20 protein-coding genes are annotated in these 25,868 nt (G+C 70.5%); 6 read left to right on the plus strand and 14 right to left on the minus strand.

All coding sequences use genetic code 11. The annotated features are described in order from the left end of the window. Positions 1-34: 34 nt before the first annotated feature. The 9 genes from ACZ5VQ_RS09535 to ACZ5VQ_RS09575 form a co-directional block, all read right to left on the minus strand. Positions 35-1,276 carry an inositol-3-phosphate synthase gene (locus ACZ5VQ_RS09535; RefSeq protein WP_469104402.1) on the minus strand — a complete coding sequence of 414 codons (1,242 nt, stop codon included), beginning with the start codon at positions 1,274-1,276 and terminating at the stop codon, positions 35-37. A 160-nt stretch (positions 1,277-1,436) separates the two neighbouring features. Continuing rightward, complete coding sequence (locus ACZ5VQ_RS09540) at positions 1,437-2,843, minus strand: ThuA domain-containing protein (RefSeq protein ID WP_469104403.1); 1,407 nt, start codon at positions 2,841-2,843, stop codon at positions 1,437-1,439. Positions 2,844-2,855: 12 nt separating this feature from the next. Beyond that, positions 2,856-5,375, minus strand: coding sequence for a PQQ-dependent sugar dehydrogenase (locus tag ACZ5VQ_RS09545; protein ID WP_469104404.1), 2,520 nt, complete (start codon positions 5,373-5,375; stop codon positions 2,856-2,858). Between the two features lie 91 nt (positions 5,376-5,466). Further along, positions 5,467-6,471 (minus strand): sugar phosphate isomerase/epimerase family protein, encoded by a 1,005-nt coding sequence (locus ACZ5VQ_RS09550; RefSeq protein ID WP_398894207.1) that lies wholly within the window; start codon positions 6,469-6,471, stop codon positions 5,467-5,469. A gap of 13 nt (positions 6,472-6,484) precedes the next feature. Further along, positions 6,485-7,705, minus strand: coding sequence for a Gfo/Idh/MocA family protein (locus tag ACZ5VQ_RS09555; protein WP_469104405.1), 1,221 nt, complete (start codon positions 7,703-7,705; stop codon positions 6,485-6,487). Between the two features lie 170 nt (positions 7,706-7,875). Then, positions 7,876-8,913 (minus strand): substrate-binding domain-containing protein, encoded by a 1,038-nt coding sequence (locus ACZ5VQ_RS09560; protein ID WP_469104406.1) that lies wholly within the window; start codon positions 8,911-8,913, stop codon positions 7,876-7,878. Positions 8,914-8,930: 17 nt separating this feature from the next. After that, positions 8,931-9,950, minus strand: a complete 1,020-nt coding sequence (locus ACZ5VQ_RS09565; protein ID WP_469104407.1) for an ABC transporter permease — start codon at positions 9,948-9,950, stop codon at positions 8,931-8,933. Then, a complete protein-coding gene (locus ACZ5VQ_RS09570) occupies positions 9,947-11,464 on the minus strand; it encodes a sugar ABC transporter ATP-binding protein (protein WP_469104408.1) in 1,518 nt (505 codons plus the stop codon). The genes ACZ5VQ_RS09565 and ACZ5VQ_RS09570 overlap by 4 nt, the downstream gene beginning before the upstream one ends. A 215-nt stretch (positions 11,465-11,679) precedes the next feature. Then, entirely contained in the window at positions 11,680-12,861 is a 1,182-nt protein-coding gene (locus ACZ5VQ_RS09575) for an ROK family protein (RefSeq protein ID WP_469104586.1), read from the minus strand. Positions 12,862-13,035: 174 nt separating this feature from the next. On the opposite strand from ACZ5VQ_RS09575, the gene ACZ5VQ_RS09580 reads away from it, so the two are divergent. After that, positions 13,036-13,914 carry an NAD(P)H-binding protein gene (locus ACZ5VQ_RS09580; RefSeq protein ID WP_469104409.1) on the plus strand — a complete coding sequence of 293 codons (879 nt, stop codon included), beginning with the start codon at positions 13,036-13,038 and terminating at the stop codon, positions 13,912-13,914. A 113-nt stretch (positions 13,915-14,027) separates the two neighbouring features. Here the strand turns inward: ACZ5VQ_RS09580 and ACZ5VQ_RS09585 are convergent, their stop codons facing one another. The 4 genes from ACZ5VQ_RS09585 to ACZ5VQ_RS09600 form a co-directional block, all read right to left on the minus strand. Further along, positions 14,028-14,705 carry a GntR family transcriptional regulator gene (locus ACZ5VQ_RS09585; RefSeq protein ID WP_055616771.1) on the minus strand — a complete coding sequence of 226 codons (678 nt, stop codon included), beginning with the start codon at positions 14,703-14,705 and terminating at the stop codon, positions 14,028-14,030. Positions 14,706-14,877: 172 nt separating this feature from the next. Further along, a complete protein-coding gene (locus ACZ5VQ_RS09590; protein ID WP_450551653.1) occupies positions 14,878-15,816 on the minus strand; it encodes a beta-ketoacyl-ACP synthase III in 939 nt (312 codons plus the stop codon). A gap of 136 nt (positions 15,817-15,952) precedes the next feature. Then, positions 15,953-16,096, minus strand: a complete 144-nt coding sequence (locus ACZ5VQ_RS09595; RefSeq protein WP_469104410.1) for an MFS transporter small subunit — start codon at positions 16,094-16,096, stop codon at positions 15,953-15,955. Continuing rightward, positions 16,068-17,399, minus strand: coding sequence for an OFA family MFS transporter (locus tag ACZ5VQ_RS09600; RefSeq protein ID WP_469104411.1), 1,332 nt, complete (start codon positions 17,397-17,399; stop codon positions 16,068-16,070). Before ACZ5VQ_RS09600 ends, ACZ5VQ_RS09595 begins: the two co-directional genes overlap by 29 nt. A gap of 362 nt (positions 17,400-17,761) precedes the next feature. On the opposite strand from ACZ5VQ_RS09600, the gene ACZ5VQ_RS09605 reads away from it, so the two are divergent. The 5 genes from ACZ5VQ_RS09605 to fdhD are packed head-to-tail and all read left to right on the plus strand — an operon-like array spanning position 17,762 to position 24,269. Further along, positions 17,762-18,733 (plus strand): 2-dehydropantoate 2-reductase, encoded by a 972-nt coding sequence (locus ACZ5VQ_RS09605; RefSeq protein WP_200394918.1) that lies wholly within the window; start codon positions 17,762-17,764, stop codon positions 18,731-18,733. Positions 18,734-18,776: 43 nt separating this feature from the next. Continuing rightward, on the plus strand, positions 18,777-20,702 hold the full coding sequence (locus ACZ5VQ_RS09610; RefSeq protein ID WP_469104412.1) for a molybdopterin oxidoreductase family protein: 1,926 nt from the start codon (positions 18,777-18,779) through the stop codon (positions 20,700-20,702). 6 nt (positions 20,703-20,708) lie between these two features. Beyond that, positions 20,709-22,541: an NAD(P)H-dependent oxidoreductase subunit E gene (locus ACZ5VQ_RS09615; RefSeq protein ID WP_469104413.1), complete on the plus strand. Its 1,833-nt coding sequence runs from the start codon at positions 20,709-20,711 to the stop codon at positions 22,539-22,541. After that, a complete protein-coding gene (locus ACZ5VQ_RS09620; protein WP_469104414.1) occupies positions 22,538-23,398 on the plus strand; it encodes a 2Fe-2S iron-sulfur cluster-binding protein in 861 nt (286 codons plus the stop codon). Before ACZ5VQ_RS09615 ends, ACZ5VQ_RS09620 begins: the two co-directional genes overlap by 4 nt. A 7-nt stretch (positions 23,399-23,405) precedes the next feature. Continuing rightward, positions 23,406-24,269, plus strand: a complete 864-nt coding sequence (gene fdhD, locus ACZ5VQ_RS09625; protein WP_469104415.1) for a formate dehydrogenase accessory sulfurtransferase FdhD — start codon at positions 23,406-23,408, stop codon at positions 24,267-24,269. A 154-nt stretch (positions 24,270-24,423) separates the two neighbouring features. Here the strand turns inward: fdhD and ACZ5VQ_RS09630 are convergent, their stop codons facing one another. Then, positions 24,424-24,951 (minus strand): isochorismatase family protein, encoded by a 528-nt coding sequence (locus tag ACZ5VQ_RS09630; RefSeq protein WP_469104587.1) that lies wholly within the window; start codon positions 24,949-24,951, stop codon positions 24,424-24,426. Between the last annotated feature and the right edge of the window lie 917 nt (positions 24,952-25,868).

The following is a 25,868-nucleotide window of genomic DNA, read 5'->3' on the forward strand; positions in this document are numbered from 1 at the left end:
CTCGCGTCCTGCGACACCGGCCGCCCCCTCCCGCTCATCGCCGCTCACCCGAAAGGCCTCGCCACTCGCCCGAAGAGGCAGGCCGCTCGACCGAGAAGCCCGGCCGCTCGCCCGAAGGCGGTTGCGGATCCCCAAGGCCCCGCGGTGGATCCCCGGCCCCCCGCAACCGCCCCGCGAACCCCACCAGTTCCGCGTACTGCTCGCCCAGGGCAGCGGGCCCCTCCCCCACCGGGTCCTTGAAGTAGAAGCCGAGTTCGGACAGCGGGCCGGACAGGCCGGCTTCGTGGGCCCGGGCGACCAGGCGGGCCAGGTCGAGGATCAGCGGGGCCGCGAGGGAGGAGTCGCAGCCCTGCCAGGTCGTCTGGAGGACCATCCGGGTGCCGAGGAAGCCGTCGAAGGCGATGTGGTCCCAGGCGGTCTTCCAGTCGCCGAGCGAAGGCACGTCGTCGATGTGGGTCTCGCCCTCGGGAACCCCGCCGAGGGTGTCGGCGAGGACGCGTTCCTTGCCCGCGTTCTTCGCGGCCGCGGCCCCCGGATCGGCGAGGGCCGCGCCGTCACCGGCGCCCAGCAGGTTCGTACCGGACCAGGCGCGGACGGCCAGCGCGCGCTGCGCGAACATCGGGCCGAGGACCGACCGCAGGAGGGTCTGGCCGGTCTTGCCGTCCCGGCCCGCGTACGGCAGCCCGGACTCCGCGGCGGCGGACGCCAGTGCCGGGTGGTGCAGGCCCATGGACGGAGTGAAGTTGACGTACGGATAGCCCGCCCGCAGCGCGGCCGCCGCGTACAGGGAGCTGGCCGGGAGCTGCGCGCCGGTGGGCACGGGTTCCGTGGACGCCACGTTGACCACGACCGTGCGGTCCAGTCCGCATCGGCTCGTGAAGTCACGGATATCGCGGGCCAGGGCCTCCACCAGTTCGTCCTCGTCGCGCGTCTCACCGGACAGCGGGCCGCCGAGCCTGATCTCCCGGTCGGCGGCGGCGAGTTCGGCTGTGACGGCCGCCGGAAGTCCGGGCGGCAGCACGCCCCCGGCGGCGAGCGCCTCCGCACGCTTCGGCAGGGGGCAGTCCACCGTGTCGTGACCGCCGAAGACGAGGGACGACAGCGGGGGCAGCCCGCAGTCGGCGAACGCGGGGGTCTCGGTGACCATGCCTGTCGGTGGGTGCAGCCCCGCGGTCACCGCGGCGCAGCCCGTGACGGCCGTGGTGGCGACAGAGCCACGTGCTCCGATCAGCCACACTCCCACCCGCGGCGGGGAGACGGAGGATTCGGCGGACATGGGCAGCCTCCTTGTCGTACGTGAGGTCATTCGCAAGCCGGAAACGCAAGCCGGGAAAGCGAGCCGGAATCGGCAGCCGGGAAAGTCAGCTGCCGCGAAGGGGACAGATGGAGGGGACAAGACGGCGGGCGGAGGTCCGGCGTCCCCCGCCCGCCGCCGCTCAATCGCCCTGCGCGCCGGATCGCGCCGGCAGTTCCTTGATCCGGATGTCCCGGAAGGACACCTGGTCCTCGGCTCCGTGGTTCTGGATGCCGACGTGACCGTCACGCAGGCTGCGCGCCGGATCGGTGTTGGTGAAATCGTTGATCTTCACGCCGTTGAGCCAGACGCGGAGTCGTTCGCCCTCCACGCGGATCTCGTACGTGTTCCACTCCCCCGGCGGGTTCAGCGCACGGTCGCGCTTCCCGATGTCGGCGGACTGGAAGCTGTACACGGCCCCGGTGGTGCGGTCGGGGGCGTCGGACGCGTCGATCTGGACCTCGTAGCCGTTGTTGACGGCCGACCAGGGATCGTCGGAGGCAGGGAAGCCCACGAACACACCGGAGTTGTCGTCCCCGGAGGCACTCGCCATCCTCCAGTCGAGCTTCAGCGAGTACGAGCCGAGGCCGCGGTCCGCGTACCAGAGCATGCCCAGGCCGCCGGACGACGTGAGTGTGCCGTCGCCCGAGAGCGAGAACGAGCCCGGTCCCGCCTGCTTCCAGTCCGCCAGTGACTCGGCGGTCCCGTCGAAGAGGGGTGAATACCCCTTCTCCGGGCGGCAGTCGGCCTCCGCGGCTCCGACGGTCCACCGGATGCCGCCCAGCAGGTGCTGCCGGAAGGCGGGATCGGCGTACGACTCCTTGGTGTGACCGCTGCCGGTGTAGAAGGCGCGGCCGCCCCGGTACTCCTGGCACCAGGCGATCGGATGGTCGCCGCTCATCGTGCCGCCGCTGTACGACGACTCGTCGAGCGAGGCCAGGATGTGGGCCCGGTCCCGGGGATTGGAGCGGTAGTTGTACCACTCGTCCGTACGGTTCCAGGACTCACCGAGGTGCGAGGTGGCCGGGTGTGCCCGGTCCTCGACCTCGATCCGCGCGGGCTGGATCGCCGGGTGCGACTGGAAGTAGGCGCCGGCGAGGCCGCCGTAGAACTCCCAGTCGTACTCGGTGTCGGCGGCCGCGTGGATGCCCACATATCCGCCGCCGCGCTTGATGTAGCCCTCGAAGGCCCGCTGTTGGGCCTCGTTGAGGACGTCCCCGGTCGTGGAGAGGAACACCACGGCGTCGTACCGGGCGAGGTTGCGCGAGGAGAAGGCTCGCGCATCCTCGGTGGCGTCCACCGCGAACCCGTTATCGGCGCCGAGGCTCTTCACCGCGGCGACCCCTTCGGGGATCGAGTCGTGCCGGAACCCGGCGGTCTTGGAGAACACCAGGACCCGCTCACCCTTCGAGGGCTTCTTCGAAGCGGAAGTCCCGGACGGCGGCGACGAGTCGGAGGAGGATCCCTTCGACGCCGCCGGCCCCGACACACACCCGATGAGCAGGGTGGCGCCGACGACAGCGGTCACTGTTCGGCCAGTTGCTCGCATGGCGCACCTCCCTCAGCGGGTTGTGAAGGTGAAGTCGTCCACGTCGTACAGGGCTCCGGTACCGCTCCCCTTGAAGACGAGGTAGAGCGTGGTGGTGCCACGCGGCGCGTTCCTCAGATTGGCGCTGACGTCCTGGAAGTTCTCCCAGCCGCCGGTCACCGGGACGGTCGCGGTGCCGAGCAGGCGGCCGGTGGGCGAGCCCGCGCGGACCTCCAGCTTGCCGCCGGTGCCGCCGGAGGAGATGCGCGCCGTGATCTTCGTGGCGTTGCTCAGGACGTACGGCTCGAAGGAGATCCAGTCGCGGTTGTTGATGTCACCGACGGTCCTTCCGCCGTGTGCGGTGGCCTTGGTCTGGATCGTGACGCCCTCGGACTTGCCGTAGTGCTCGGCCTGCCGGTGCCTGGGCTGGACGACGTTCTGGTCGTGCGTGGTCAACGCCTCCTGGCCGCCGCCTCCGTTGTCGGTGTACTCCGCGTCGAAGACACCGAAGATGTTCGCGTCCTCATCGTGGCCGCCGTCGGCGCTGGTCTGGATGGTGCCGGAGCAGCCGTTCGCGGTGGTCAGCGGGTGGCCGTGGCTGTCGTGGCCGAGGACGAAGCTGACCTTCACCTTGGCGCAGTCGATCGACCTGCCGTCCTCCGGGTCGGTCACCTTGACCTTGAAGGGCACGGCGTCACCGAAGCTGAACAGCTGTCCGTCCTCGGGGAGTTGGAGGGTCACCTTCGGCGCGGTGTTGCCGACGACGATCCGTACGCTCGCGCTGCCGGTCCGCCCGGTCGTGTCCTTCGCGGTCAGCGTCGCCGTGTAGGTGCCGTTCTTCTTGTACGTGTACGTAGGGTTCGCCGCCGTCGACTTGCCGCCGTCGCCGAAGTCCCAGCTGTACGTGAGGGCGTCACCGTCGGCGTCCGTGGTGCCGGCCGAGGAGAACTTGACCTTCAGCTTGGCCTGTCCCGAGGTGCGGTCGGCCGCGGCCTGTGCCACTGGCGAGTGACCGTCGGTCGCGTTCTCGATCCGGTACAGGGCCGAGTTCTCGTCGCCGCCGAACCACGCGAGGCCGTAGTCGAGGACGTACAGCGCGCCGTCCGGGCCGAAGGCCATGTCCATGATCTGGGTGCCGGTCCACGGCACGTCGTTGATGGACTGCACGGTGCCGCTGTCGTCCGAGGCGATCCGCTTGATCCAGCGGCGGCCGAACTCCCCGGCGAAGAAGTCCCCGTCGTACGCCTCCGGGAACTTGACCGGGGAGTCGAGCGAGGCGTCGTAGTCGTAGACCGGGCCGCCCATCGGGGACTCGGAGCCACTGCCGAACTCGGGCAGGGATCCGCCGTCGTAGGGGATCCACGCGGTCTGGGCGGGGGGCAGATCCGTCAGACCGGTGTTGTTGGGCGAGGTGTTCTTGGGCGCGGAGCAGTCGAAGGAGGCCCCCGACGCGCCCGTGCCGAAGTCGTAGTCCACGTAGGCGTCGTTGTTGCCCGTGCAGTAGGGCCAGCCGAAGTTGCCGGGCTCGGTGACGCGGGCGAACTCGACCTGGCCGGCCGGGCCGCGCGCGGGATCGGCGGCACCGGCGTCCGGGCCGTAGTCGCCGACGTAGAGGATGCCGGTCTTCTTGTCGACGCTGAAGCGGAACGGGTTGCGGAAGCCCATCGCGTAGATCTCGGGCTTCGTCTTGTCCGTGCCGGGCGCGAAGAGGTTGCCGTCGGGAACCGTGTACGAACCGTCGGCGTTCACCTTGATGCGCAGGATCTTGCCGCGCAGGTCGTTGGTGTTGCCGGAGGTGCGCTGCGCGTCGAAGACGGGGTTGCGGTTGGCGCGCTCGTCGATGGGCGTGTAGCCGTCCGACTGGAACGGGTTGGAGTCGTCACCGGTCGACAGGTAGAGGTTCCCGGCCGCGTCGAAGTCGATGTCCCCGCCCACGTGGCAGCAGATGCCGCGGGTCGCCGGGACGTCGAGGATCTTCTTCTCGCTGGCGTTGTCGAGGGTGCCGTCGGCCTTCAGTACGAAGCGCGAGAGCCGGTTGACGCCGTCGAAGGGCGCGAAGTCGGCCGCGGTGCCCGTCTCGGGGGCGTCGCCCGCCGGAGTGTCGAGCGGCGGGGCGTAGTAGAGGTAGATGAACCGGTTGTCGGCGAAGCCGGGGTCGATGCCGACGCCCTGCAGGCCTTCCTCGTCGTGCGAGTACACGGCGAGCTTGCCCGCCATTTTGGTGTTGCCGGCGCTGTCGGTGATCCGCAGTTCGCCGTCGCGCGAGGTGTGCAGGACCGAGCGGTCCGGGAGGACGGCCAGCGACATGGGCTCGCCGACCTCGGGTTCGCCCTTGGCGAGGGTGACCTGCTGGAAGTCCTCGGCTGCCGCGGGCGCGGCCGGCGCGGCGGCCGGGTCGGCGACGGCGGCGCCCGCCGGCGGCGCGGCCAGGGTGAGCGAGGCACCCGCGAGGAGCGCACCGGTGAACAGGGCGAGCGCCTTGCGCAGTCGGAGTCTCGGGCGTCGTCTGTGGCTCTCGGTTCTGGTGGTGCTTATGTGGTCGTTCCCGTGCACGGAATGCCTCCAGAGTGGGGCTGGTTGTACATGCGGGTGCGATGCGCCGGGGTGCGCCGTCACCCCGGAACGAACTCTGTGAGGGGGGTGGCTAGTCGTTGCCGCCGAACGCCGCGTCGAAGGACGCCGTCGGAGGTTCGAAGTCGTACGCCTTCAGTCGGGTGAGTGCCTCGGGTGCGCCCTGGAGGCGGTCCATGCCCGCGTCCTCCCACTCGACCGAGATGGGGCCCTTGTAGTCGATGGAGCGCAGCATCCGGAACACGTCCTCCCAGGGGACGTCGCCGTGGCCCGCGGACACGAAGTCCCAGCCGCGGCGCGGGTCGCCCCACGGCAGGTGGGAGCCGAGCCGTCCGTTGCGGCCGTCGAGGCGCTTGCGGGCCTCCTTGCAGTCCACGTGGTAGATCCGGTCTCGGAAGTCCCACAGGAAGCCGACCGGGTCGAGGTCCTGCCAGACGAAGTGCGAGGGGTCGAAGTTCAGCCCGAAGGCCGGCCGGTGGTCAACGGCCTCAAGGGCGCGCTGAGTTGTCCAGTAGTCGTACGCGATCTCGCTCGGGTGGACCTCGTGCGCGAACCGCACGCCCTCGGTGTCGAAGACGTCGAGGATGGGGTTCCAGCGCATGGCGAAGTCGTCGTAGCCGCGCTCGATCATCGACTCGGGGGCGGGCGGGAACATCGCGACCAGGTGCCAGATCGCGGAGCCGGTGAAGCCGATGACGGTGTCGACGCCGAAGGCCGCCGCGGCACGCGCGGTGTCGGCGATCTCGGCCGCCGCCCGCTGCCGTACGCCCTCGGCCTCGCCGTCGCCCCAGATACGGGAGGGCAGGATCGCCTGGTGGCGCTCGTCGATGATGGCGTCGCAGACGGCCTGGCCGACCAGGTGGTTGGAGATGGCCCAGCACTTGAGGCCGTACTTGTCGAGCAGTTCCCGGCGCGAGTCGAGGTAGGTGGAGTCCGCGAGCGCCTTGTCGACCTCGAAGTGGTCGCCCCAGCAGGCGAGTTCGAGCCCCTCGTAGCCGAAGTCGCGGGCGAGCCGGCAGACCTCTTCGAGCGGCAGGTCGGCCCACTGGCCGGTGAACAGCGTGAAGTTGCGCGGCATGGACTGGCCTTCCTCAGCTCGCGATGGGGGTGTAGACGGAGTTCTTCTCGGCGCTCTCCTCGACCGCCGCGAGCACACGCTGCACCTGCAGCCCGTCGGCGAAGGAGGGCAGCGGCTGCCCGCCGTCCGCGATCGCGTGCACGAGGTCGCGGGCCTGGTGGGTGAAGGTGTGCTCGTAACCGAGGCCGTGGCCCGGCGGCCACCAGGCCTCCAGGTAGGGGTGGTCGGGTTCGGTGACGAGGATGCGGCGGAAGCCGGCGTGGGTACCGGGCTCGGTCGCGTCGTGGTACGAGAGTTCGTTGAGGCGTTCCAGGTCGAAGGCCAACGAGCCGTTGTCGCCGTTGAGTTCGATGCGCAGGGAGTTCTTGCGGCCGGTGGCGAACCTGGTGGCCTCGAAGGACGCGAGAGCGCCCGAGGCGAACCGCCCGGTGAACAGGGCGGCGTCGTCGACCGTGACGGCTCCGAGTTCGCTGCCTCCGGCCGCCGAGAGGCCGCTGGAGGATCCGGACAGCAGCGGCCGCTCGCGTACGAAGGTCTCGGTGAGCGCGGACACTCCCACGACCGGCTCGCCCGCCAGGTACTGGGCGAGGTCGACGATGTGCGCCCCGAGGTCGCCGAGCGCTCCCGAGCCCGCCGTCTCCTTGCGCAGCCGCCAGGTGAGCGGGAACTCCCGGTCCACCAGCCAGTCCTGAAGGTATGTCACCCGTACGTGCCGCAGGGTGCCGAGGCGCCCCTCGGCGACCATCTGCCGGGCGAGCGAAGTTGCGGGCACCCGGCGGTAGTTGAAGCCGACCATCGCCACCTGGCCGCGCTCGGCGGCGGCCCGGGCGGCCTCGGCCATCGCCTCCGCCTCCTCGACCGTGTTGGCGAGGGGCTTCTCGCACAGCACGTGCTTGCCGGCCGCGAGCGCGGCGACGGCGATCTCGGCGTGGCTGTCGCCGGGGGTGCAGATGTCGACCACGTCGACGTCGTCGCGGGAGATCAGTGCCCGCCAGTCGGTCTCGGCGGCCGCCCAGCCGAGCCGGTCGGCCGCCGCTCGTACGGCTCCCGCGTCACGGCCGCAGACGGCGGCGAGGACCGGTCGGCGTGGCAGGTCGAAGACACGGCCCACGGTGCGCCAGCCCTGTGAGTGGGCGGCGCCCATGAACGCGTATCCGACCATGCCCACGCCCAGGGGCGGCCTTCCGGCCGCTGCCCCGGCCTGTGCCTCGTCGGGCTGCTGCGGCTGTCCCATGCGGAGGTCCTCCTCTTCGTCGTGGCGCGGTGGGGGGTGTTGCGCGGGGGCGCTCCGCCTGGCGCGGTGTGAAGACTGCGGGTCCGTTGTGGCTGCTCGCGCCCACGCGGCGGAGCCGCACGTCGTCACAGTCCCGCGCCCCTGACGGGGCGCCCCTACTGGGGCGCGGCCTACTTGAAGCCCGTGGGCAGGTACTGCTTGACGTTGTCCTTGTCGACGACCGCCGAGTAGAGCGTCAGGGACGCCGGGATCTCGAACTCGGCGAGGCCGCCGATGCCCTTGCTCTGGCCGAGGGCGCGGGCGAGGTCGATCGCGGACGCGGCCATGGTGGGCGGGTAGAGGACGGTGGCCTTGAGGACGCTGTTGTCCGACTCGATGGCCTGCATGGCGGACAGGGCGCCCGCGCCGCCGACCATCAGGAAGTCGTCGCGTCCGGCCTGCTCGATGGCGCGCAGGGCGCCGACTCCCTGGTCGTCGTCGTGGTTCCACAGGGCGTCGAAGTTCGACTGGGCCTGCAGGAGCTGGGACATCTTGGCCTGTCCCGACTCGACGGTGAACTCGGCGGCCTGGCGGGCGACCTTCTTGATGTTCGGGTAGTTCTTGAGGGCCGCGTCGAAGCCCTGCGTGCGCTGCTTCGTCAGTTCCAGGTTGTCGAGTCCCGCGAGTTCGATGACCCGCGCGCCCTTCTTGTCCTTGAGCTTCTCGCCTATGTAGTGGCCGGCGTTGAGGCCCATGCCGTAGTTGTCGCCGCCTATCCAGCAGCGGTACGCCTGCGGGGAGTTGAAGATCCGGTCGAGGTTGACGACCGGGATGCCCGCGCGCATGGCCTGGAGGCCGACCTGGGTGAGCGCCTTGCCGTCGGCGGGCAGCACCACCAGGACGTCGACCTTCTTGTTGATCAGCGTCTCGATCTGGCCGATCTGCTGGGCGGTGTCGTTGGAGCCCTCGGTGATCTCCAGCGTCACGTCCTTGTACTTCTTGGCGCGGCTCTTGGCGTTGTCGTTGATCGCGTTGAGCCAGCCGTGGTCGGCCTGCGGGCCGGCGAAGCCGATGGTGACCTGCTTGCCGGGCTTGTCGTCGGCGGCGGGCTGGTCGTTGGAGGCCGGCTCGTCGTCGGATTCGTTGCTGGTGCAACCGGCGAGGAGGACACCGGCCGAGACGGCGGCGGTGCCGAAGAGCAGTCCTCTGCGGCTCGTGATCTCTGGCATGGCGGTGAACCCTTTCCTCAGGTCGTGCTGGCGGTACGGCGCTGGACGAGCACGGCGGCGACGATGATCGCGCCCTTGGCGATCTGCTGGACGTCGCTCTGCAGGTTGTTCAGGGCGAAAATGTTGGTGATCGTGGTGAAGATCAGGACTCCGAGCACCGAGCCGACGATGGTGCCGCGTCCCCCGGTGAGCAGGGTGCCGCCGATGATCGCGGCGGCGATGGCGTCGAGTTCGTAGAGGTTGCCGTTGGTGTTCTGGCCCGAGCCGGACAGGATGATCAGCAGGAAGGCCGCGATGCCGCAGCACAGTCCGGACAGCAGGTAGAGGTAGAGGCGCTGGCGGCGTACGTCGATACCGGCGAGCCGGGCCGCCTCCGCGTTGCCGCCGACGGCGACCGTGCGCCGGCCGAAGGTGGTGCGGTTGAGTACGAGCCAGCCGATGATCGTCACGACCGCGAACACCATGACGAGCGGCGGGACGCCCAGGACGTAGGAGTCGCGCTCGCCGAGGTCGAGGATGCCGTCGACGGTGACGACCTGGGTGTTGCCGTCGGTTATCTGGAGGGCGAGACCGCGGGCCGAGGCGAGCATGGCCAGTGTCGCGATGAACGGCACCATGGTGCCGTACGCGATCAGCACCCCGTTGACGAGGCCGCAGCCGACGCCGACCATCACCGCCGTGAAGAAGATGCCGACGAAGCCGTAGTCCTGGGTGGCGACGGTCGTCGCCCACACCGAGGCGAGCGCGACGATCGCGCCGACGGACAGGTCGATGCCGCCGGAGATGATGACGAAGGTCATGCCGACCGTGACGACACCGATCACCGAGGCCTGGGTGAGGACGAGTTGGAGGTTGCGGGTGTCGAGGAACTCGTCGGGCTTGGTGATGCCTCCGATGAGGATCAGTGCGGCGAGCACACCGAGCAGCGAGAGCGTGCGGACGTCGGCACGGGCCACGACCGCCCGCCACGGACTGGGGTCCACCTGTGGTGACAGCTTCGGGGTGTCGTCCCGGGGCGGGGACACGGGCTGCGTCATGACGCCGGGCTTCCTTCCATGACGAGGTCGAGTACGCGGTGTTCGTCGAGCTCCCGGGCGGGCGCCGTGTGCACGACCCGGCCCTCGCGGAGCACCAGGACGCGGTCGGCGAGGCCGAGGACCTCGGGTACTTCGCTGGAGACCATGAGCACGGCCAGGCCTTCGTCGGCGAGGCGGCGGATGACGGCGTACAGCTCGGCGCGGGCGCCGACGTCGACGCCGCGGGTCGGTTCGTCGAGCAGCAGCACCCGGCAGCCGCGCAGCAGCCAGCGGGCGAGGACGGCCTTCTGCTGGTTGCCGCCGGAGAGGGTGCGCACAGGGGCGGACGGGTTGTCGGGGCGCAGTGAAAGCTCGCGGGTCGCCTTCTGCGCCGCGTTCCGCTCGGCGCTCCGGTCGAGCCAACCCCCGTACGAGAAGCGGGACATGGAGGACACCGAAACGTTCCGCGTGACGGACTCCAGCATCAGCAGGGCCTGTGCCTTGCGTTCCTCGGGGGCGAGTCCGAGTCCGGCGCGGACGGCGGCGCGGACGCTGCCGGGCTTCAACCGCTTGCCGTCGACGAGGACTTGGCCGGTGCTCGGTTTGCGGGCGCCGTAGATGGTCTCCAGGATCTCGGAGCGGCCGGAGCCGACGAGTCCCGCGAGGCCGACGATCTCGCCGGGGCGCAGGGTGAGGTCGAGCGAGGCGAACTCACCGTCCCGGGCGAGGCCTTGGACCTCAAGCACCGGATCGGGAAGCGCCTGGTGCGTGGGCCGCTCCGGGAAGACGTACTCGACGTTCCGCCCGGTCATCAGCGCGACGACCTCGCGGGTCGGCGTCGACTTCGCGGGCAGTCCGCCCGCCACCGCCCGGCCGTCCTTCAGGACCGTGACCCGGTCGCCGATGCGGCGGATCTCCTCCAGCCGGTGCGAGATGTAGACGACGGCGACCCCTTCCGCGGTCAGGTCGCCGACGATGCGGAAGAGGTTGTCGACCTCGTCGGGGTCCAGGGCCGCGGACGGTTCGTCCATGACGATGAGCCGTACGTCGTGGGAGAGCGCCCGTGCCATGGAGACGATCTGCTGCTGGGCCGCGGACAGGTCACCGACGAGCCGCGCCGGATCTATCTCCGAGTGCCCAAGTCGCTTGAGGAGAGCACCGGTTGAGGCCTTGGCGTCCTTGCCGCGCACGACGAATCCGGCGGTCGTCGGTTCATGGCCGAGGTAGACGTTCTCGGCCACCGACAGGTGCTCCACCAGGTCGAGTTCCTGGTAGATGGTGGCGATACCGAGGCGCATGGCGGCGATGGGCGAGCGCAGGGTGACGTGTTCGCCGCGCCAGGTGATCACGCCGTCGTCAGGCTGGTGGGCACCTGCGAGGACCTTGATGAGAGTGGACTTCCCCGCGCCGTTCTGGCCGAGCAGGCAGTGCACTTCGCCGGTCTGGACGTCCAGGTCGACGCCGTCGAGGGCCCGGACACCGGGGAACGACTTGGTGATTCCGGACATGGTGAGCAGGGGTGGTTCTGGAGCCATGACGGTTCCCCTCGGCGTGCGGGCCGGTCTCAGGGCAGGGCGGAGTGAGGCAGGGCGAAGCAGGGTGTGTGGTGAGGTGTGGTGCGGTAGCACCTCGGGAAGAGGTGCTGCTCTTGCGGCTCGTGGAGAAGTGGCGCTCTTGCGGCTCGTGCGGAAATGGCGCTCTTGCGGCTCGTGAAGGCGTGGTTGCGCTCTTGCGGCTCTGGAAGCAGGCGTTACGCGGGTGAGAAGAGGTGGTCGCTGATGAGCCGGGCCGCGCCGATGACTCCGGCGGTGGGGCCCAACTCCCCCAGAACGATCGGGAGGTTGCCGGTCGCCAGAGGCAGCGACTGGCGGTAGACCTGGGTGCGGATCGCGGCGAGCAGGGTGTGGCCGAGTCCGGTCACACCGCCGCCGATCACCACCAGGCCCGGATTGAAGAAGCTGACGAGTCCGGCGATGACCTGGCCGGTGCGGTTGCCGCCCTCGCGGATCAGATCGAGCGCGGTGGCGTCACCCGCGGCGGCCGCGGCGGCGACGTCGACGGCGCTCAGGGCGCCCGCCGCCTCCAGTCGTGCCGCCAGTTCCTGGGAAAGCCCCTGCTGGGCGGCCTCCGTGGCGTCGCGGGCGAGCGCGGCGCCGCTGAAATGGGCCTCCAGGCAGCCCCGGTTGCCGCACGCGCACGGGCGGCCGTCCGGCACGGCCTGGATGTGGCCGATGTCGCCCGCGCTGCCCGTCGTACCGCGGTAGACCTCACCGCCGACGACGATCCCGCAGCCGATACCGGTACCGATCTTGACGCAGAGGAAGTCGCCCACGGAACGGGCCACGCCCGCGTGCTGCTCCCCCATCGCCATCAGGTTCACGTCGTTGTCGACCATGACGGGGCAGCCGAGGTCCTGACTCAGTGCCTCGCGGACCGGGAACCCGTCCCAGCCCGGCATGATCGGCGGGGCGACCGGGACACCCTCGGGGAAACGGACCGGGCCGGGTACGCCGATGCCGGCGCCGTCGAACCCCTCCGCGAGCCCCGAGGCCTTCAACTTCGCCGCCATGGACAGGACCTGCTCGAAGACCGCGACCGGGCCCTCGCGTACGTCCATGGGCTGGTTGATGTGCCCCAGCACCTCCAACTCCGCGTTGGTGACGGCGACATCGACCGAGGTGGCGCCGATGTCGACCCCGAGGAAGCGCAGCGCGGGAGCGAGCCGGATGTTGTGGGAACGGCGGCCACCGCGCGAGGCGGCGAGTCCGTCGGCCACGGCGAGGCCCGTTTCCAGCAGCCGTTCGACCTCGACGGCCAGTTTGGACCGCGAGAGGTCCACCTGATCGCCCAGCTGGGCCCGTGAGTTGGGACCCCCGTCACGCAACAGCCTGAGCAGCCGCGCCTGGTGGGCGTTTCCGGGTCGCGCCGTCATGCGTCTCACGAGCCCCTCCCCGCCTCATCGGCACCGCCGTCGTTGGCTTTCGAGTGGAACGTAGCAGCGGCTGCCCAGGCTGGGAAGAAGTTGAGCACGAATTGCTGACGACTTCTTCCACTCAGAGGACAAAGCGAGTTGGGGCGGTGGCCCCGCACGGAAGGACACAGCAGGATGGGCACCCTGTGCTCCGGGCTGCCGTGGCCCGGGCGGGAGAGGGGGGAACTGATGATCCTGGTGACGGGTGCCACGGGGAACGTCGGCGCCGGTGTGGTGCGCGCGGTGGCCGCCGCGGGCGAGCCGGTGCGCGCGATGAGCCGATCGGGCGAGGGGGCCGGGCTGCCGCAGGGTGCCGAGGGCGTGGCCGGCGATCTGAACCGCCCGGAGACCGTACGGGAGGCACTCGACGGGGTGCGGGCCCTGTTCCTGATGCCCGGGTACGAGGGGCAGCGGGCCGTCCTCGCCGACGCGCGGGCGGCCGGTGTCGAGCGGGTCGTGATGCTCTCCGGCAAGTCGGCGGCGGTCGACGACGGCAACGCGGTCACCCGCTATCTGCGGGCGGCGGAGGACGGGGTGCGCGAGTCCGGGCTCGCCTGGACCTTACTGCGGCCAGTGAGCTTCATGTCGAACGCGGTGTCGCTCGCGGACCAGATACGCAAGGGCGACGAGGTGCGGGTGCCGTTCCCCGGTGTCCGTACGGCGGACATCGATCCGTACGACATAGCCCAGGTCGCCGCCCGGGCCCTCCTCTCGCCCGAACACGCGGGCCACGCCTACACCCTGACGGGCCCTCAGTCACTGCTGCCCGCCGACAAGATCGCCGTCCTCGGCGAGGTGCTCGGCCGCGAGCTGCGTACCGTCGGGCTCACCGACGAGGAGGCCCGCGAGGCGCTGGGGGCCGCCTTCCCGGCCCCGTACGCCGAGGCGTTCCTGCGCTTCTTCGCCGACGGGATCCTGGACGAGTCCCAGGTCCTGCCCACGGTCGAGGAGGTCACGGGACGACCGCCGCGCACGTTCCGCCAGTGGGCGACGGAACACGCGAACGCGTTCTGACAGCCCCTACCTCCGACTCGGGCGAACACGAGCGGCCCCCGTAAGGGGCGCGGGTAACTGCGCGCCCAGCCACAACGGACCCGCGGCTGCGCAAGCTCACCTCCAGCGGGCACTCAGTCGCGAGGGCGGGCGTGGTAAGTCCGGCGGGTGTGCTCCGTGTGGGCGCGCATGACCTCGGTCGCCCGCTGCTCGTCGCGGGCGGCGATCGCGGCGATCAGGTCGCGGTGCTCGATCCAGGACTGGTGGCCGCGCTGCCTGGCGACGGGTGTGTAGTACCAGCGGACCCGCCGGTCGACCTGGGCGGCCAGTTCGGCGAGGACCGTGTTGCCCGCGAGCTCCATGACCTTCGCGTGGAAACGGGCGTTCATCGCGACCGCCCCGTCCACGTCGTCGGCGCCGACCGCCTCCTCGCCCTGGGCGCACAGCTCCTCAAGGGCGGCGATTCCGGCCGTGCCCGTGTTGGCCGCCGCCAGCCGGGCGGCCTCGGCCTCCAACAGCGTGCGCACCGTGAGGAGTTGGTCCGCCTCGGCCTCTGTCGGTTCGTGTACGAAGGCGCCCTGGGCGGGCCGCAGATCGACCCAGCCCTCGGTGTTCAGCCGCTGCAGCGCCTCGCGCACGGGCTGCCGGGAGACCCCGAGGTGCCCCGCCAACTCGCTCTCGACCAGATGCTGGCCGGGCTGCAGGGCACGGGTCGTGATCAGTTCGAGCAGCGCTTCGTAGACACGGTCCCGGAGTGGTCCCGGCCGTTCGAGCTTGGGCACCGACCCCTGCGGCAGTCCGGTCGACAACATCGCGGTCCCCCTCCTGGGCAGTGGCGGCGTGCGCGCCGGCAGCACGGCAGCCTCAGAGCCAGTATCAATTGTCTTTCGTCTACAGTCTACGGCGCACAATGGCCAGGCCGGAGGGGAGTTGGCCTCGTCACACGACCCTTTGGAAGGGCTCGCTCGCCGGAATACCCGCACGTCACGGGCAGCGGATGACCTGTCCCGCGTAGGAGAGGTTGCCGCCGAAGCCGAAGAGCAGGACCGGGTCGCCGGTGGAGATCTCACCGCGTTCGACGAGCTTGGAGAGGGCGATCGGGATGCTGGCGGCGGAGGTGTTGCCCGACTCGGTGACATCGCGCGCGACGACGGCGTTCACGGCGCCGATCTTCGCGGCGAGGGGCTCGATGATCCGCAGGTTGGCCTGGTGCAGCACGACCGCGGCGAGGTCCTCGGGGGTCAGACCCGCGCGCTCGCAGGCCGCGCGCGCGAGGGACGGGAGCTTGGTGGTCGCCCAGCGGTAGACGCTCTGGCCCTCCTGCGCGAACCGCGACGGGGTGCCCTCGATGCGGACCGCGTGCCCCATCTCTGGCACCGAGCCCCACAGCACGGGCCCGATGGCGGGCTCCTCGGCGGCCTCGACGACCGCGGCGCCCGCCCCGTCCCCGACAAGCACACAGGTCGTACGGTCCGTCCAGTCGGCCACGTCGGACATCTTGTCGGCGCCGATGACCAGCACCCGGGTCGCGGCACCCGCGCGGACGGCGTGGTCGGCGGTGGCCAGGGCGTGCGTGAAGCCCGCGCAGACGACGTTGACGTCCATGGCTGCGGGCGACGGGATACCGAGGCGGGCGGCGACCCGGGCGGCCATGTTCGGCGACTTGTCGACGGCTGTGGAGGTGGCCACCAGGACGAAGTCGATGTCGTCGGGGGCGAGGCCGGCGGCCGCCAGGGCCTTGGCCGCCGCGTGCGCGGCCAGCTCGTCGACCGGTTCGTCGGGGCCGGCGATGTGCCGCGTACGGATGCCCACCCGGCTCGTGATCCACTCGTCGCTGGTGTCGACCAGGTCCGCCAGGTCCTCGTTGGTGAGGATCCTGGCGGGCTGGTAGTGGCCGACAGCGGCGATGCGTGAGCCGTTCATGGGCGGTCCCCTTTGTTGCCTGGGTAACGGGACTCACCAGTCTGATCAGGTACTCACGGGTACGAGGGCACGTGATGCCACAGGATTGGTGTGCCACCCTTGTCAGCTTCTGTCAGGCCCTCGGACACCCGAACACCTACCCTGTGAACAGTTGGGTGGCCTTCTGTACCAGCTCATACAGGCCATAGGCCAGCGGCGCCCCCACCCAGAGCCAGGCGAAGGCGATCAGTGGGCGGCGGTCGGGACCGGCCTCAGGCGGACTGCTGTCGCTCGGTGACATCGGATGCCTCCCTCTGGGCGGGGATGTGATGGCGGGCGTTGACCGGGCGCACGAGTTCGTTGGCGACGAAGCCGATCACGAGCAGCCCGATCATGATGATCAGTGACATTCCGTAGAGGGACGCTCCGGATTTGCCGGCCTCCTCCTGCCGGTCCGCGATCCAGTTCACGATCAGCGGTCCGAGGACTCCGGCGGTCGACCAGGCGGTGAGCAGCCGCCCGTGGATCGCGCCGACCTGGTAGGTCCCGAAGAGGTCCTTCAGGTAGGCGGGGATGGTCGCGAAGCCGCCTCCGTAGAAGGAGAGGATCACCAGGGCGCAGCAGATGAACAGCGGCTTCGAGGAGTCCCCGACCCAGGCGATGAGGGCGTACATCAACGCGCCGACGCCCAGGTAGACGCGGTAGATGTTCTTGCGTCCGATCAGGTCGGACGTCGACGACCAGCCGATACGGCCCGCCATGTTCGCCGCCGAGAGGAGCGCGACGAACCCGGCCGCCGCCGACACCGAGACGGGTGTGGAGGTGTCCGAGAAGAAGTCCGTGATCATCGGGGCGGCCTTCTCCAGGATGCCGATGCCCGCGGTCACGTTCATACAGAGCACCACCCACAGACACCAGAACTGCGGGGTTCGGATGGCGCTGTTCGCGGAGACCTGTACGCCTTCGAGTGGCGCCGGACGGCCGTCGGCCGCGGTCTTCGTGGGGCGCGGCACGCGGACCAGGAACACGCCGAGGGACATGAAGACGGCGTACGTCAGTCCGTGCACGAGGAATGCCTGGGCGATGCCGGAGCTGTCGGAGCCGAAGGACTCCAGCATCTGCGCGGACCACGGCGAGGCGATGAGCGCGCCGCCGCCGAAGCCCATGATGGCGATGCCGGTGGCCATGCCGGGCCTGTCCGGGAACCACTTGATGAGCGTGGAGACGGGCGAGATGTAGCCGATGCCCAGGCCGATGCCGCCGACGAAGCCGTAGCCGAAGACGATCAGCCAGTACTGCTCGGTGGCGGCGCCGAGCGCGGAGAGCAGGAAGCCCGACGAGAAGCAGATCAGGGCGACCGTCATCGCCCAGCGCGGCCCGTTGCGCTCGACGAGTGTGCCGCCGAACGCGGCGGACAGGCCGAGCATCACGATGCCGAGCTGGAAGGGCAGGGCGCTCTGGGTGCCGCTGAGGTCGAGCGCGGACTCCAGGGACGGCTTGAACACGGACCAGGCGTAGGCCTGTCCGATGGAGAGGTGGACCGACAGGGCCGCGGGCGGGACCAGCCAGCGGCTCCAGCCCGGTGGGGCTACAGGGGGACTCATGATCCCGGACGATAGGAACCGGTCGGCCGGTTGGGAAGACGGCCACACGAACGCGTATGCCATATGCGGTGAACGGTATCCAGGGCGCGACGAACGGTCGGTTCGGTCCGACGAACGGCATTCGGAAGCCAGGCTCGACCGCGCCCGGTCGAACTCGACTGCTCCACCAAGGGTGTTCGGGGCGCGACGCTCAGCGAACTCCTGAGCTGTGTCCGGCGACACTCGGTGGATCCCCGAAGCGTGTCGCAGGTGCTGCGCGAACCCTTGCTGCCCCAACTCCCATACTGTAGACAATATTCAGTCGACATGGTTCAACGCTGTTCAGCGTCTCCTCGGTACCCTCGACCGAACGGAGCCCCCAAGTGAAAGTGGCAGTTCTCGGCGCCGGTGCTATCGGCGCCTACGTCGGTGCCGCGCTGCATCGCGCGGGTGCCGATGTGCACCTCATCGCCCGTGGACCGCATCTCGCGGCCATGAGGCAGCACGGAGTGCGAGTGCTCAGCCCGCGCGGCGACTTCACCGCGCGGACGCACGCCACCGACGACCCGGCCGAGGTCGGCCCGGTCGACTTCGTCTTCCTGGGCCTCAAGGCCAACTCGTACGCGGCGTGCGGGCCGCTCATCGAGCCTCTCCTGAATGACACGACAGCGGTGATCGCCGCTCAGAACGGCATCCCCTGGTGGTACTTCCACCGGCACGGCGGCCCGCACGACGGCCACCGTGTGGAAAGCGTGGACCCGGGCGGCGCGGTCAGTGCGGTGATCGCACCCGAACGGGCAATCGGCTGTGTCGTCTACGCGGCGACCGAGCTGGAAGGACCGGGAGTCGTCCGCCATCTGGAAGGCACGCGGTTCTCCGTCGGGGAGCCCGACCGCTCGGTCTCGGTGCGCTGTACGGCGTTCAGCGAGGCCATGATCGCGGGCGGACTCAAGTGCCCCGTCGAGCCGGACCTGCGCAACGACATCTGGCTCAAGCTGCTCGGCAACATCTCCTTCAACCCCATCAGCGCCCTGGCCCGCGCGACCATGCGGCAGATGTGCCTGCACGGCGGTACGCGCCGGGTCATCGAGATCATGATGACCGAGACGCTCGCGGTGGCCGAGGCACTCGGCTGCGAGGTGGGCGTCTCCATCGAACGGCGGCTGGCCGGCGCGGAGCGCGTCGGCGACCACCGCACCTCGACGCTCCAGGACCTGGAGCGCGGCAAACCGCTCGAACTCGACGTCCTGCTCGCCGCGGTCGTCGAACTCGCGGAGATCACCGACGTCCCGGTGCCCACGCTCCGCACCGTCCACGCCATCTCGGACCTGCTCGCACTGAGGACAGCCGCATGAGGACCGCCATGAGCACCCGCATGAGGACCGTGAGGACCACCGCATGAGGAAGCGCGACCGAACTCCCAAGACGTACACCCGACTTGAGTATCCGCTGGTCCGCGACTCGCGCGACGAGCCCTTCCGCAGGGCGAGTTGGGACGAGGCCCTGGACCGCGCCGCCCGGGGACTCGGCGCGGCACGCGACGCGTTCGGCCTGTTCTCCTGCGCCCGCGCGACCAACGAGATGAACTACGTGGCGCAGAAGTTCGCCCGCGTGGTCATGGGCACCAACAACGTCGACTCCTGCAACCGGACCTGCCACGCGCCCAGCGTGGCGGGCCTGTCGGCCGCCTTCGGCTCGGGCGGCGGCACCTCCTCGTACGCCGAGGTCGAGCACAGCGACCTCATCGTGATGTGGGGTTCCAACGCCCGGTTCGCGCACCCGATCTTCTTCCATCACGTCCTGAAGGGGATCAGGAACGGCGCCCGGATGTACGCGGTCGACCCGCGCCGCACGTCCACGGCCGAGTGGGCGGAGAGCTGGCTCGGGCTGAACGTCGGCACGGACATCCCGATGGCGCACGCAATCGGCCGCGAGATCATCCGGGCGGGGCTGGCCAACGACGCGTTCATCGAGCGGGCGACCACCGGCTTCGAGGAGTACAAGCAACTCGTCGAGCCCTGGACCTTGTCCCTCGCCGAGAAGGTGACGGGTGTACCGGCCGCCGCGATACGGGAGTTGGCGCACGCCTACGCCCGCGCCGAGCGGGCCCAGCTGTGCTGGACGCTCGGCATCACCGAGCACCACAACGGCACGGACAACGTCCGCGCGCTCATCAACCTGTCGCTCCTGACGGGCCATGTGGGGCGGTTCGGCTCGGGTTTGCAGCCCCTGCGCGGGCAGAACAACGTGCAGGGCGGCGGCGACATGGGCGCCATCCCGAACCGGCTGCCCGGCTTCCAGGACATCCTCGACCCGGACACCCGGCTGAAGTTCGAGTCAGCCTGGGACACCGTCATCCAGCCCCACTACGGGATGAACCTCACCGAGATGTTCGAGGCCATGGAGGAGGGCACGCTCAAGGCCGTCTACTGCATCGGCGAGAACCCGGCGCAGTCGGAGGCCGACAGCGAGCAGGCGGTACGCCGTATGCGTGCCCTCGACTTCCTCGTCGTCCAGGACATCTTCCTGACGAAGACCGCCGAGCTCGCGGACGTCGTCCTGCCCGCGACGGCCGGCTGGGCCGAGACCGAGGGCACGACCACCAACAGCGAGCGGCGGGTTCAGCGGGTGCGCCGGGCGGTGATCCCGCCCGGGGAGGCCCGCGAGGACATCGACATCCTCTGCGACCTCGCCTCCCGAATGGGCCACGAATGGAAGTACGCGGACTCCGAGGCCGTGTGGAACGAGCTGCGGTCGGTGTCCCCGGACCACTTCGGGATGACGTACGAGCGGCTGGAGGAGCACCAGGGCATCCAGTGGCCGTGCCCGGAGACGGACCGGCTCGAACCGACCTATCTGCACGGGCGGTTGTGGGCGTCCGACCCGGCCGAGCGCGGCCGGCTCGCGCCCTTCGGGCTGGTCCAGCACGACCCGCCGGTCGACCTGACGGACGAGGAGTACCCGATCCGCCTGACCACCGGGCGACGGCTCGACTCGTACAACACCGGGGTGCAGAGCGGCGGTTTCGCCTCGCCGCTGCGGCGCGGTGAGTACGTCGAGCTGTGCCCGGAGGACGCGGAGCGCTACGGCGTGGTGGTCGGCGAGGAGGTCCAGATCTCCTCGCGGCGCGGGGCGGTGGTGGCGCCGGTGTGGGTCGACACCGCGCTGCGGCCCGGGCTCGCGTTCATGACCATGCACTTTCCCGACGAGGTGGACACCAACCAGCTGACGATCGAGGCCAATTGCCCGATCGCGGGGACGGCGGAGTTCAAGGCGTCGGCGATCCGGATCGACAAGCTGCCGGTTGCGATTCAAGTGAGGTGATGTGTGGTGGACCTGCACTTCGGTGACAGCAAGCCGACGGACGAGGAGCGGGCGGCCATCGACGCACTGCTCGGTCCTCCGGAGTCTTCGTGGGAGGGCGCCGACCGCAGCGACGCCGACCTCAGGTGGGCACGCGGCGGGCGTGAGGCCCGGGAACGCCGTGACCTGCTGTTGCCGGGGCTGCACGCCGTCAACGACCGGATCGGCTGGATCAGCGAGGGCGCCCTCGACTACCTCTGCCGACGGCTGACCGTGCCACCGGCGGAGGCGTACGGGGTCGCCACCTTCTACGCGATGTTCTCGGTGAAACCGCGGCCCGCGACGGTCCTGCACGTCTGCACGGACCTCGCGTGCGCGGCGGCCGGGGCATCGGAGCTGTGCGCGGGCGTCGAGGCCCGGCTCGGCCTCGGCAGCGGCGTGAGCGTCGAGCGCAGCCCCTGCCTGGGCCTGTGCGAGCGGGCTCCGGCCGCGCTGGCGATCAAAGCCGGGGATCCGGTACGTACGGCCGTGTCGGCGCCCGCGACCGTCGAGCGGGCCGTGCTCGCGGCGAGCTCACCCGACTCGGCGCCAGAGGAGCCGCCGGCGGCCCTGGCGGTACCGCAGGCGGGCCGGGCGGGCCGTGAAGAGCTCGTGCTGCTGAGCCGCGTGGGCCTGGTCGACCCGGCCTCGCTGGACGACTACCGGGCGCACGGCGGCTACACGGCCCTGCGGCAGGCCTTCGCGATCGGCCCCGCCGGGGTCATCCGCGAGGTCACCGACGCGGGCCTGGTCGGGCGCGGTGGCGCCGCCTTCCCCACCGGCCGCAAATGGCAGGCCACGGCGTCCCAGCCCGACCATCCGCACTACCTCGTCTGCAACGCCGACGAGTCCGAGCCGGGCACCTTCAAGGACCGCGTGGTCATGGAGGGCGACCCGTACTCCCTCGTGGAGGCGATGACGATCGCGGGCTACGCGGTCGGGGCGCACAAGGGCTATCTGTATCTGCGCGGCGAGTACCCGCGGGCCCTGGAACGCATGGAGCATGCCATCGGGCAGGCCCGCGCGCGTGGGCTGCTCGGCGACGACGTCCTCGGCCAGGGGTACGCCTTCGACATCGAGATCCGGCGCGGCGCGGGCGCGTACATCTGCGGCGAGGAGACCGCCCTCTTCAACTCCATAGAGGGGTACAGGGGAGAACCGCGGTCGAAACCGCCCTTCCCCGTAGAGAAGGGTTTGTTCGGCAAACCCACTGCGGAGAACAACGTCGAGACGCTGGTCAACGTGCTGCCCATCCTCACGATGGGGGCGCAGGCGTACGCCGCGATCGGCACCGGCAAGTCCACCGGACCGAAGCTGTTCTGCGTGTCGGGCAGCGTGGACCGGCCCGGCATCTACGAGCTGCCGTTCGGTGCGACGCTCGGCGAGCTGCTGGACCTCGCGGGCGTACGTAAACGTTTGCGCGCGGTACTGCTGGGCGGCGCGGCCGGTGGCTTCGTACGGCCCGACGAGCTGGACATCCCGCTCACCTTCGAGGGCACGCGGGAGGCGGGCACCACGCTCGGCTCCGGGGTCGTGCTGGCCTTCGACGACACCGTGCCGCTGCCCCGCCTGCTGCTGCGGATCGCCGAGTTCTTCCGCGACGAGTCCTGCGGACAGTGCGTGCCGTGCCGGGTCGGGACCGTGCGCCAGGAGGAGGCACTGCACCGCATCGTCGGGCGGACGGGCGCGGACGCGGCACCCGACATCGCCCTGCTGCGCGAGGTGGGCCGTGCCATGAAGGACGCCTCGATCTGCGGTCTCGGGCAGACCGCGTGGAACGCCGTGGAATCCGCCATCGACCGCCTGGGGGCGTACGAATGACCTTGATACCGCTGGGGATCCCCCGCCGTCTGCTGGAGTTCACGATCGACGGTGAGCCCGTGCGGGCCCCGGAGGGGTCGACGATCCTCGACGCCTGCCGGTCGGTGGGCAAGGACGTCCCGACCCTCTGCCAGGGCGACACGCTCACCCCCAAGAACGCCTGCCGCGTCTGCGTCGTCGAGGTCGAGGGCGCGCGCACCCTCGTCCCGGCGTGCTCCCGCAAAGCGGAGGCGGGCATGCAGGTCCAGACGGACACCGAGCGCGCCCGCCACAGCCGCAAGATCGTCCTCGAACTCCTCGCGTCCTCGGTCGACCTGTCGACCACACCGGAGGTCGCCGGCTGGCTCAAGGAGTACGAGGCGAAGCCCGACCGGTTCGGCCCGGACGCGGCCCGTCTCAACGAGGAGCCGAAGGTCGACAACGACCTGTACGTGCGCGACTACGACAAGTGCATCCTCTGCTACAAGTGCGTGGACGCCTGCGGCGACCAGTGGCAGAACACCTTCGCGATCTCGGTCACCGGGCGCGGCTTCGACGCCCGGATCGCCGTCGAGCACGACGCGCCGCTCACCGACTCGGCGTGCGTGTACTGCGGCAACTGCATCGAGGTGTGCCCGACGGGCGCGCTGTCGTTCAAGTCGGAGTTCGACATGCGCGCGGCGGGTACGTGGGACGAGCCGGCGCAGACCGAGACGACCACGGTGTGCGCCTACTGCGGAGTGGGCTGCAATCTCACCCTGCACGTGCAGGACAATGAGATCGTGAAGGTCACCTCGCCGCACGACAACCCGGTGACCCACGGCAACCTCTGCATCAAGGGCCGCTTCGGCTACCAGCACGTACAGAACCGGGACTGATCAGGACATGGGACGAGTCACGGAACGACGCAAGGTGATCCGCATCCGGGACGGGGTGGTCTCCGCCCGCCCGGACACGCTCGTCGCGGAGGAGCCACTGGAGATCCGCCTCAACGGCAAACCCCTCGCGATCACGATGCGCACCCCGGGCGACGACTTCGCGCTCGCGGCGGGCTTCCTGGTCAGCGAGGGGGTGCTGGGCGCGGCCGACGAGTTGCAGAACATCGTGTACTGCGCCGGTGCGACGGTGGACGGCTCGAACACGTACAACATCGTCGACGTACGGACCGCGCCCGGCGTCGTCATCCCCGACATCACCCTCGAACGCAACGTGTACACGACCTCGTCCTGCGGCCTGTGCGGCAAGGCGAGCCTGGACGCGGTCCGTACGACCGCCCGCTGGTCGATCGACGACACGGCGGGCGACACGGCTCCCCCGGTGCGGCTCGGACCCGAACTGCTCGCGAGCCTCCCCGACCGGCTGCGCGCGGCGCAGCGCGTGTTCGACCGGACCGGGGGTCTGCACGCGGCGGCGCTGTTCACGGAGGAGGGCGAACTCGTCGACATCCGGGAGGACGTGGGCCGGCACAACGCGGTCGACAAGCTGGTCGGCCGCGCCCTCCAGAACGGCTCGCTGCCGCTCTCCCGCACTGTCCTGCTGGTCTCGGGCCGGGCGTCCTTCGAGCTGGCCCAGAAGGCCGTGATGGCGGGCATCCCGGTCCTCGCGGCGGTCTCGGCGCCGTCCTCCCTGGCGGTGGACCTGGCCGCCGAGTCGAACCTCACGCTGGTCGGCTTCCTGCGGGGCACCTCCATGAACGTGTACGCGGGCGAGCACCGCATCGCTCTGCAGGCCGCGGCCGCCCAGGGCTGACCGGTCTCCCCGCTGCACGGCGGCGGGGCCCCCACCCGGCGGGGAGCGCCCCCTGCGCCGGGAGGGGGCCTGCTGTTCTGAGTGCCCGGTTCGCCTCCGGGGCGGTACAGCCCCTTCGGCTCACTCGCGGACAAGCAGCCCGGACTGCACCCCCTCACGCCCCGGCGAACCGCACCTCGGAAGCCGTGACGACCGTGCCCAGGCGTGGGAAGTCCAGCTTTACCGAGGCCTCGTGTTCGGGGCCGGTGAGGGCCGCCATGGCGTTCTCGACGAAGACGAGGTCGTAGCCGAGGTCACCTGCGGCGCGGGCCGTGGACTCGACGCCGAGGTTGGTGGCGATGCCGCCGAACACCAGCGTGGAGACACCGTGTTCACGGAGCCGCTCGTGCAGCCCCGTGCCCTGGAAGCCGCCGATGCTCCGCTTCACGATCTCGACGTCGCCCTCCGCCGCGAGCCCCGCGACCAGACCACTTCCGGGCGGCTGCTCGTGGACACCGGGCCGCTCCACGCGCACGAGTACGACGAGCGCGCCCACCTGCCGGAAGGCGGACGCCAACTCCTCGGCGACGGCGAGGACTTCGGTCCCCTTGTGTGGCTCCAGGGGCAGGCTGACGATGCGGTCCATCAGGTCGACCAGCACGAGAGCGGTGTGTGCGGGGTCGAGGGCCAGGCGGGGTTCCATGTCCGGTGCGTTCATGACGGAACGTTAGCCCGCATCAGCCGTCCGTACTGGAAATCCGGATCAACAGGCCCGTGAACTGCTCGGGTTGGCCCCCTTCGCCGCCAACCGGTGGTACAGCCGGAAATGACGCTCCGTCAGCACCCGTCCGGAGGTACGGGCGGGGCGGGCGCGTACCCCGGAGGCACTTGCCTCGTTGCTCCGGACAACCTCGAACGGGCCCCGTACACACGGCCCGTCGTCCAGGTAGGAGGCAGTTACTTGGATGCCGGCACCACCCTGCTCGGCTCGTTACTTGCCTGCGCGGGCGTGCTGGGCGCGGCCGTCGTGGCGTACTTGGGGAAGCGGGGCGAGAACGCCCTGAACGGCTACTCCAGCCTGACCGAGAAGCTCCAGTCCGAGCGCGACCGTAGGCCCTGTCGTCAAACTCCCGCCTGCCCCGCGGCGTCAGGTGCGTGCTGATCGCGCTCTGCGGCATCGCGGTCAGCCTGTGGGCGCGGATCGACGCCGGTGACCGCAGGGCCGACGGGCTGCGCGCCGAGGCCGACCGGCGCGGCGAGGCCGTGTCGACGCTGGCGCAGGACGTACGCGATCTGCGTGCCCAGGTCGAGGCCGGTGGCGGCACCCCGGCGGCACCCGATCCGTCCGAGGCCGTCGACGACCTGCTCGACCGGGTGCGCGTGCCGGCCGCCGCCCCCGGCGAGCCCGGCGCCAAGGGCGACCGGGGCGCGACCGGAGCGGGCGGGGCACCCGGCCCCGGCGGTGACCGCGGTCCTCGCGGGGGGGGGACCGGGCCGCCCGGACCGTCGGGCTCCCCGGGCCCCGCAGGGCCGTCGGGAGAGCCCGGCGAGCCGGGTCCCGCGGGCGCCGACGGCCTGAACGGGGCGAACGGCGCGGACGGAGCGGGGGCCCCGTCGGGC

It is taken from the genome of Streptomyces sp. NPDC033178, from assembly GCF_055577685.1.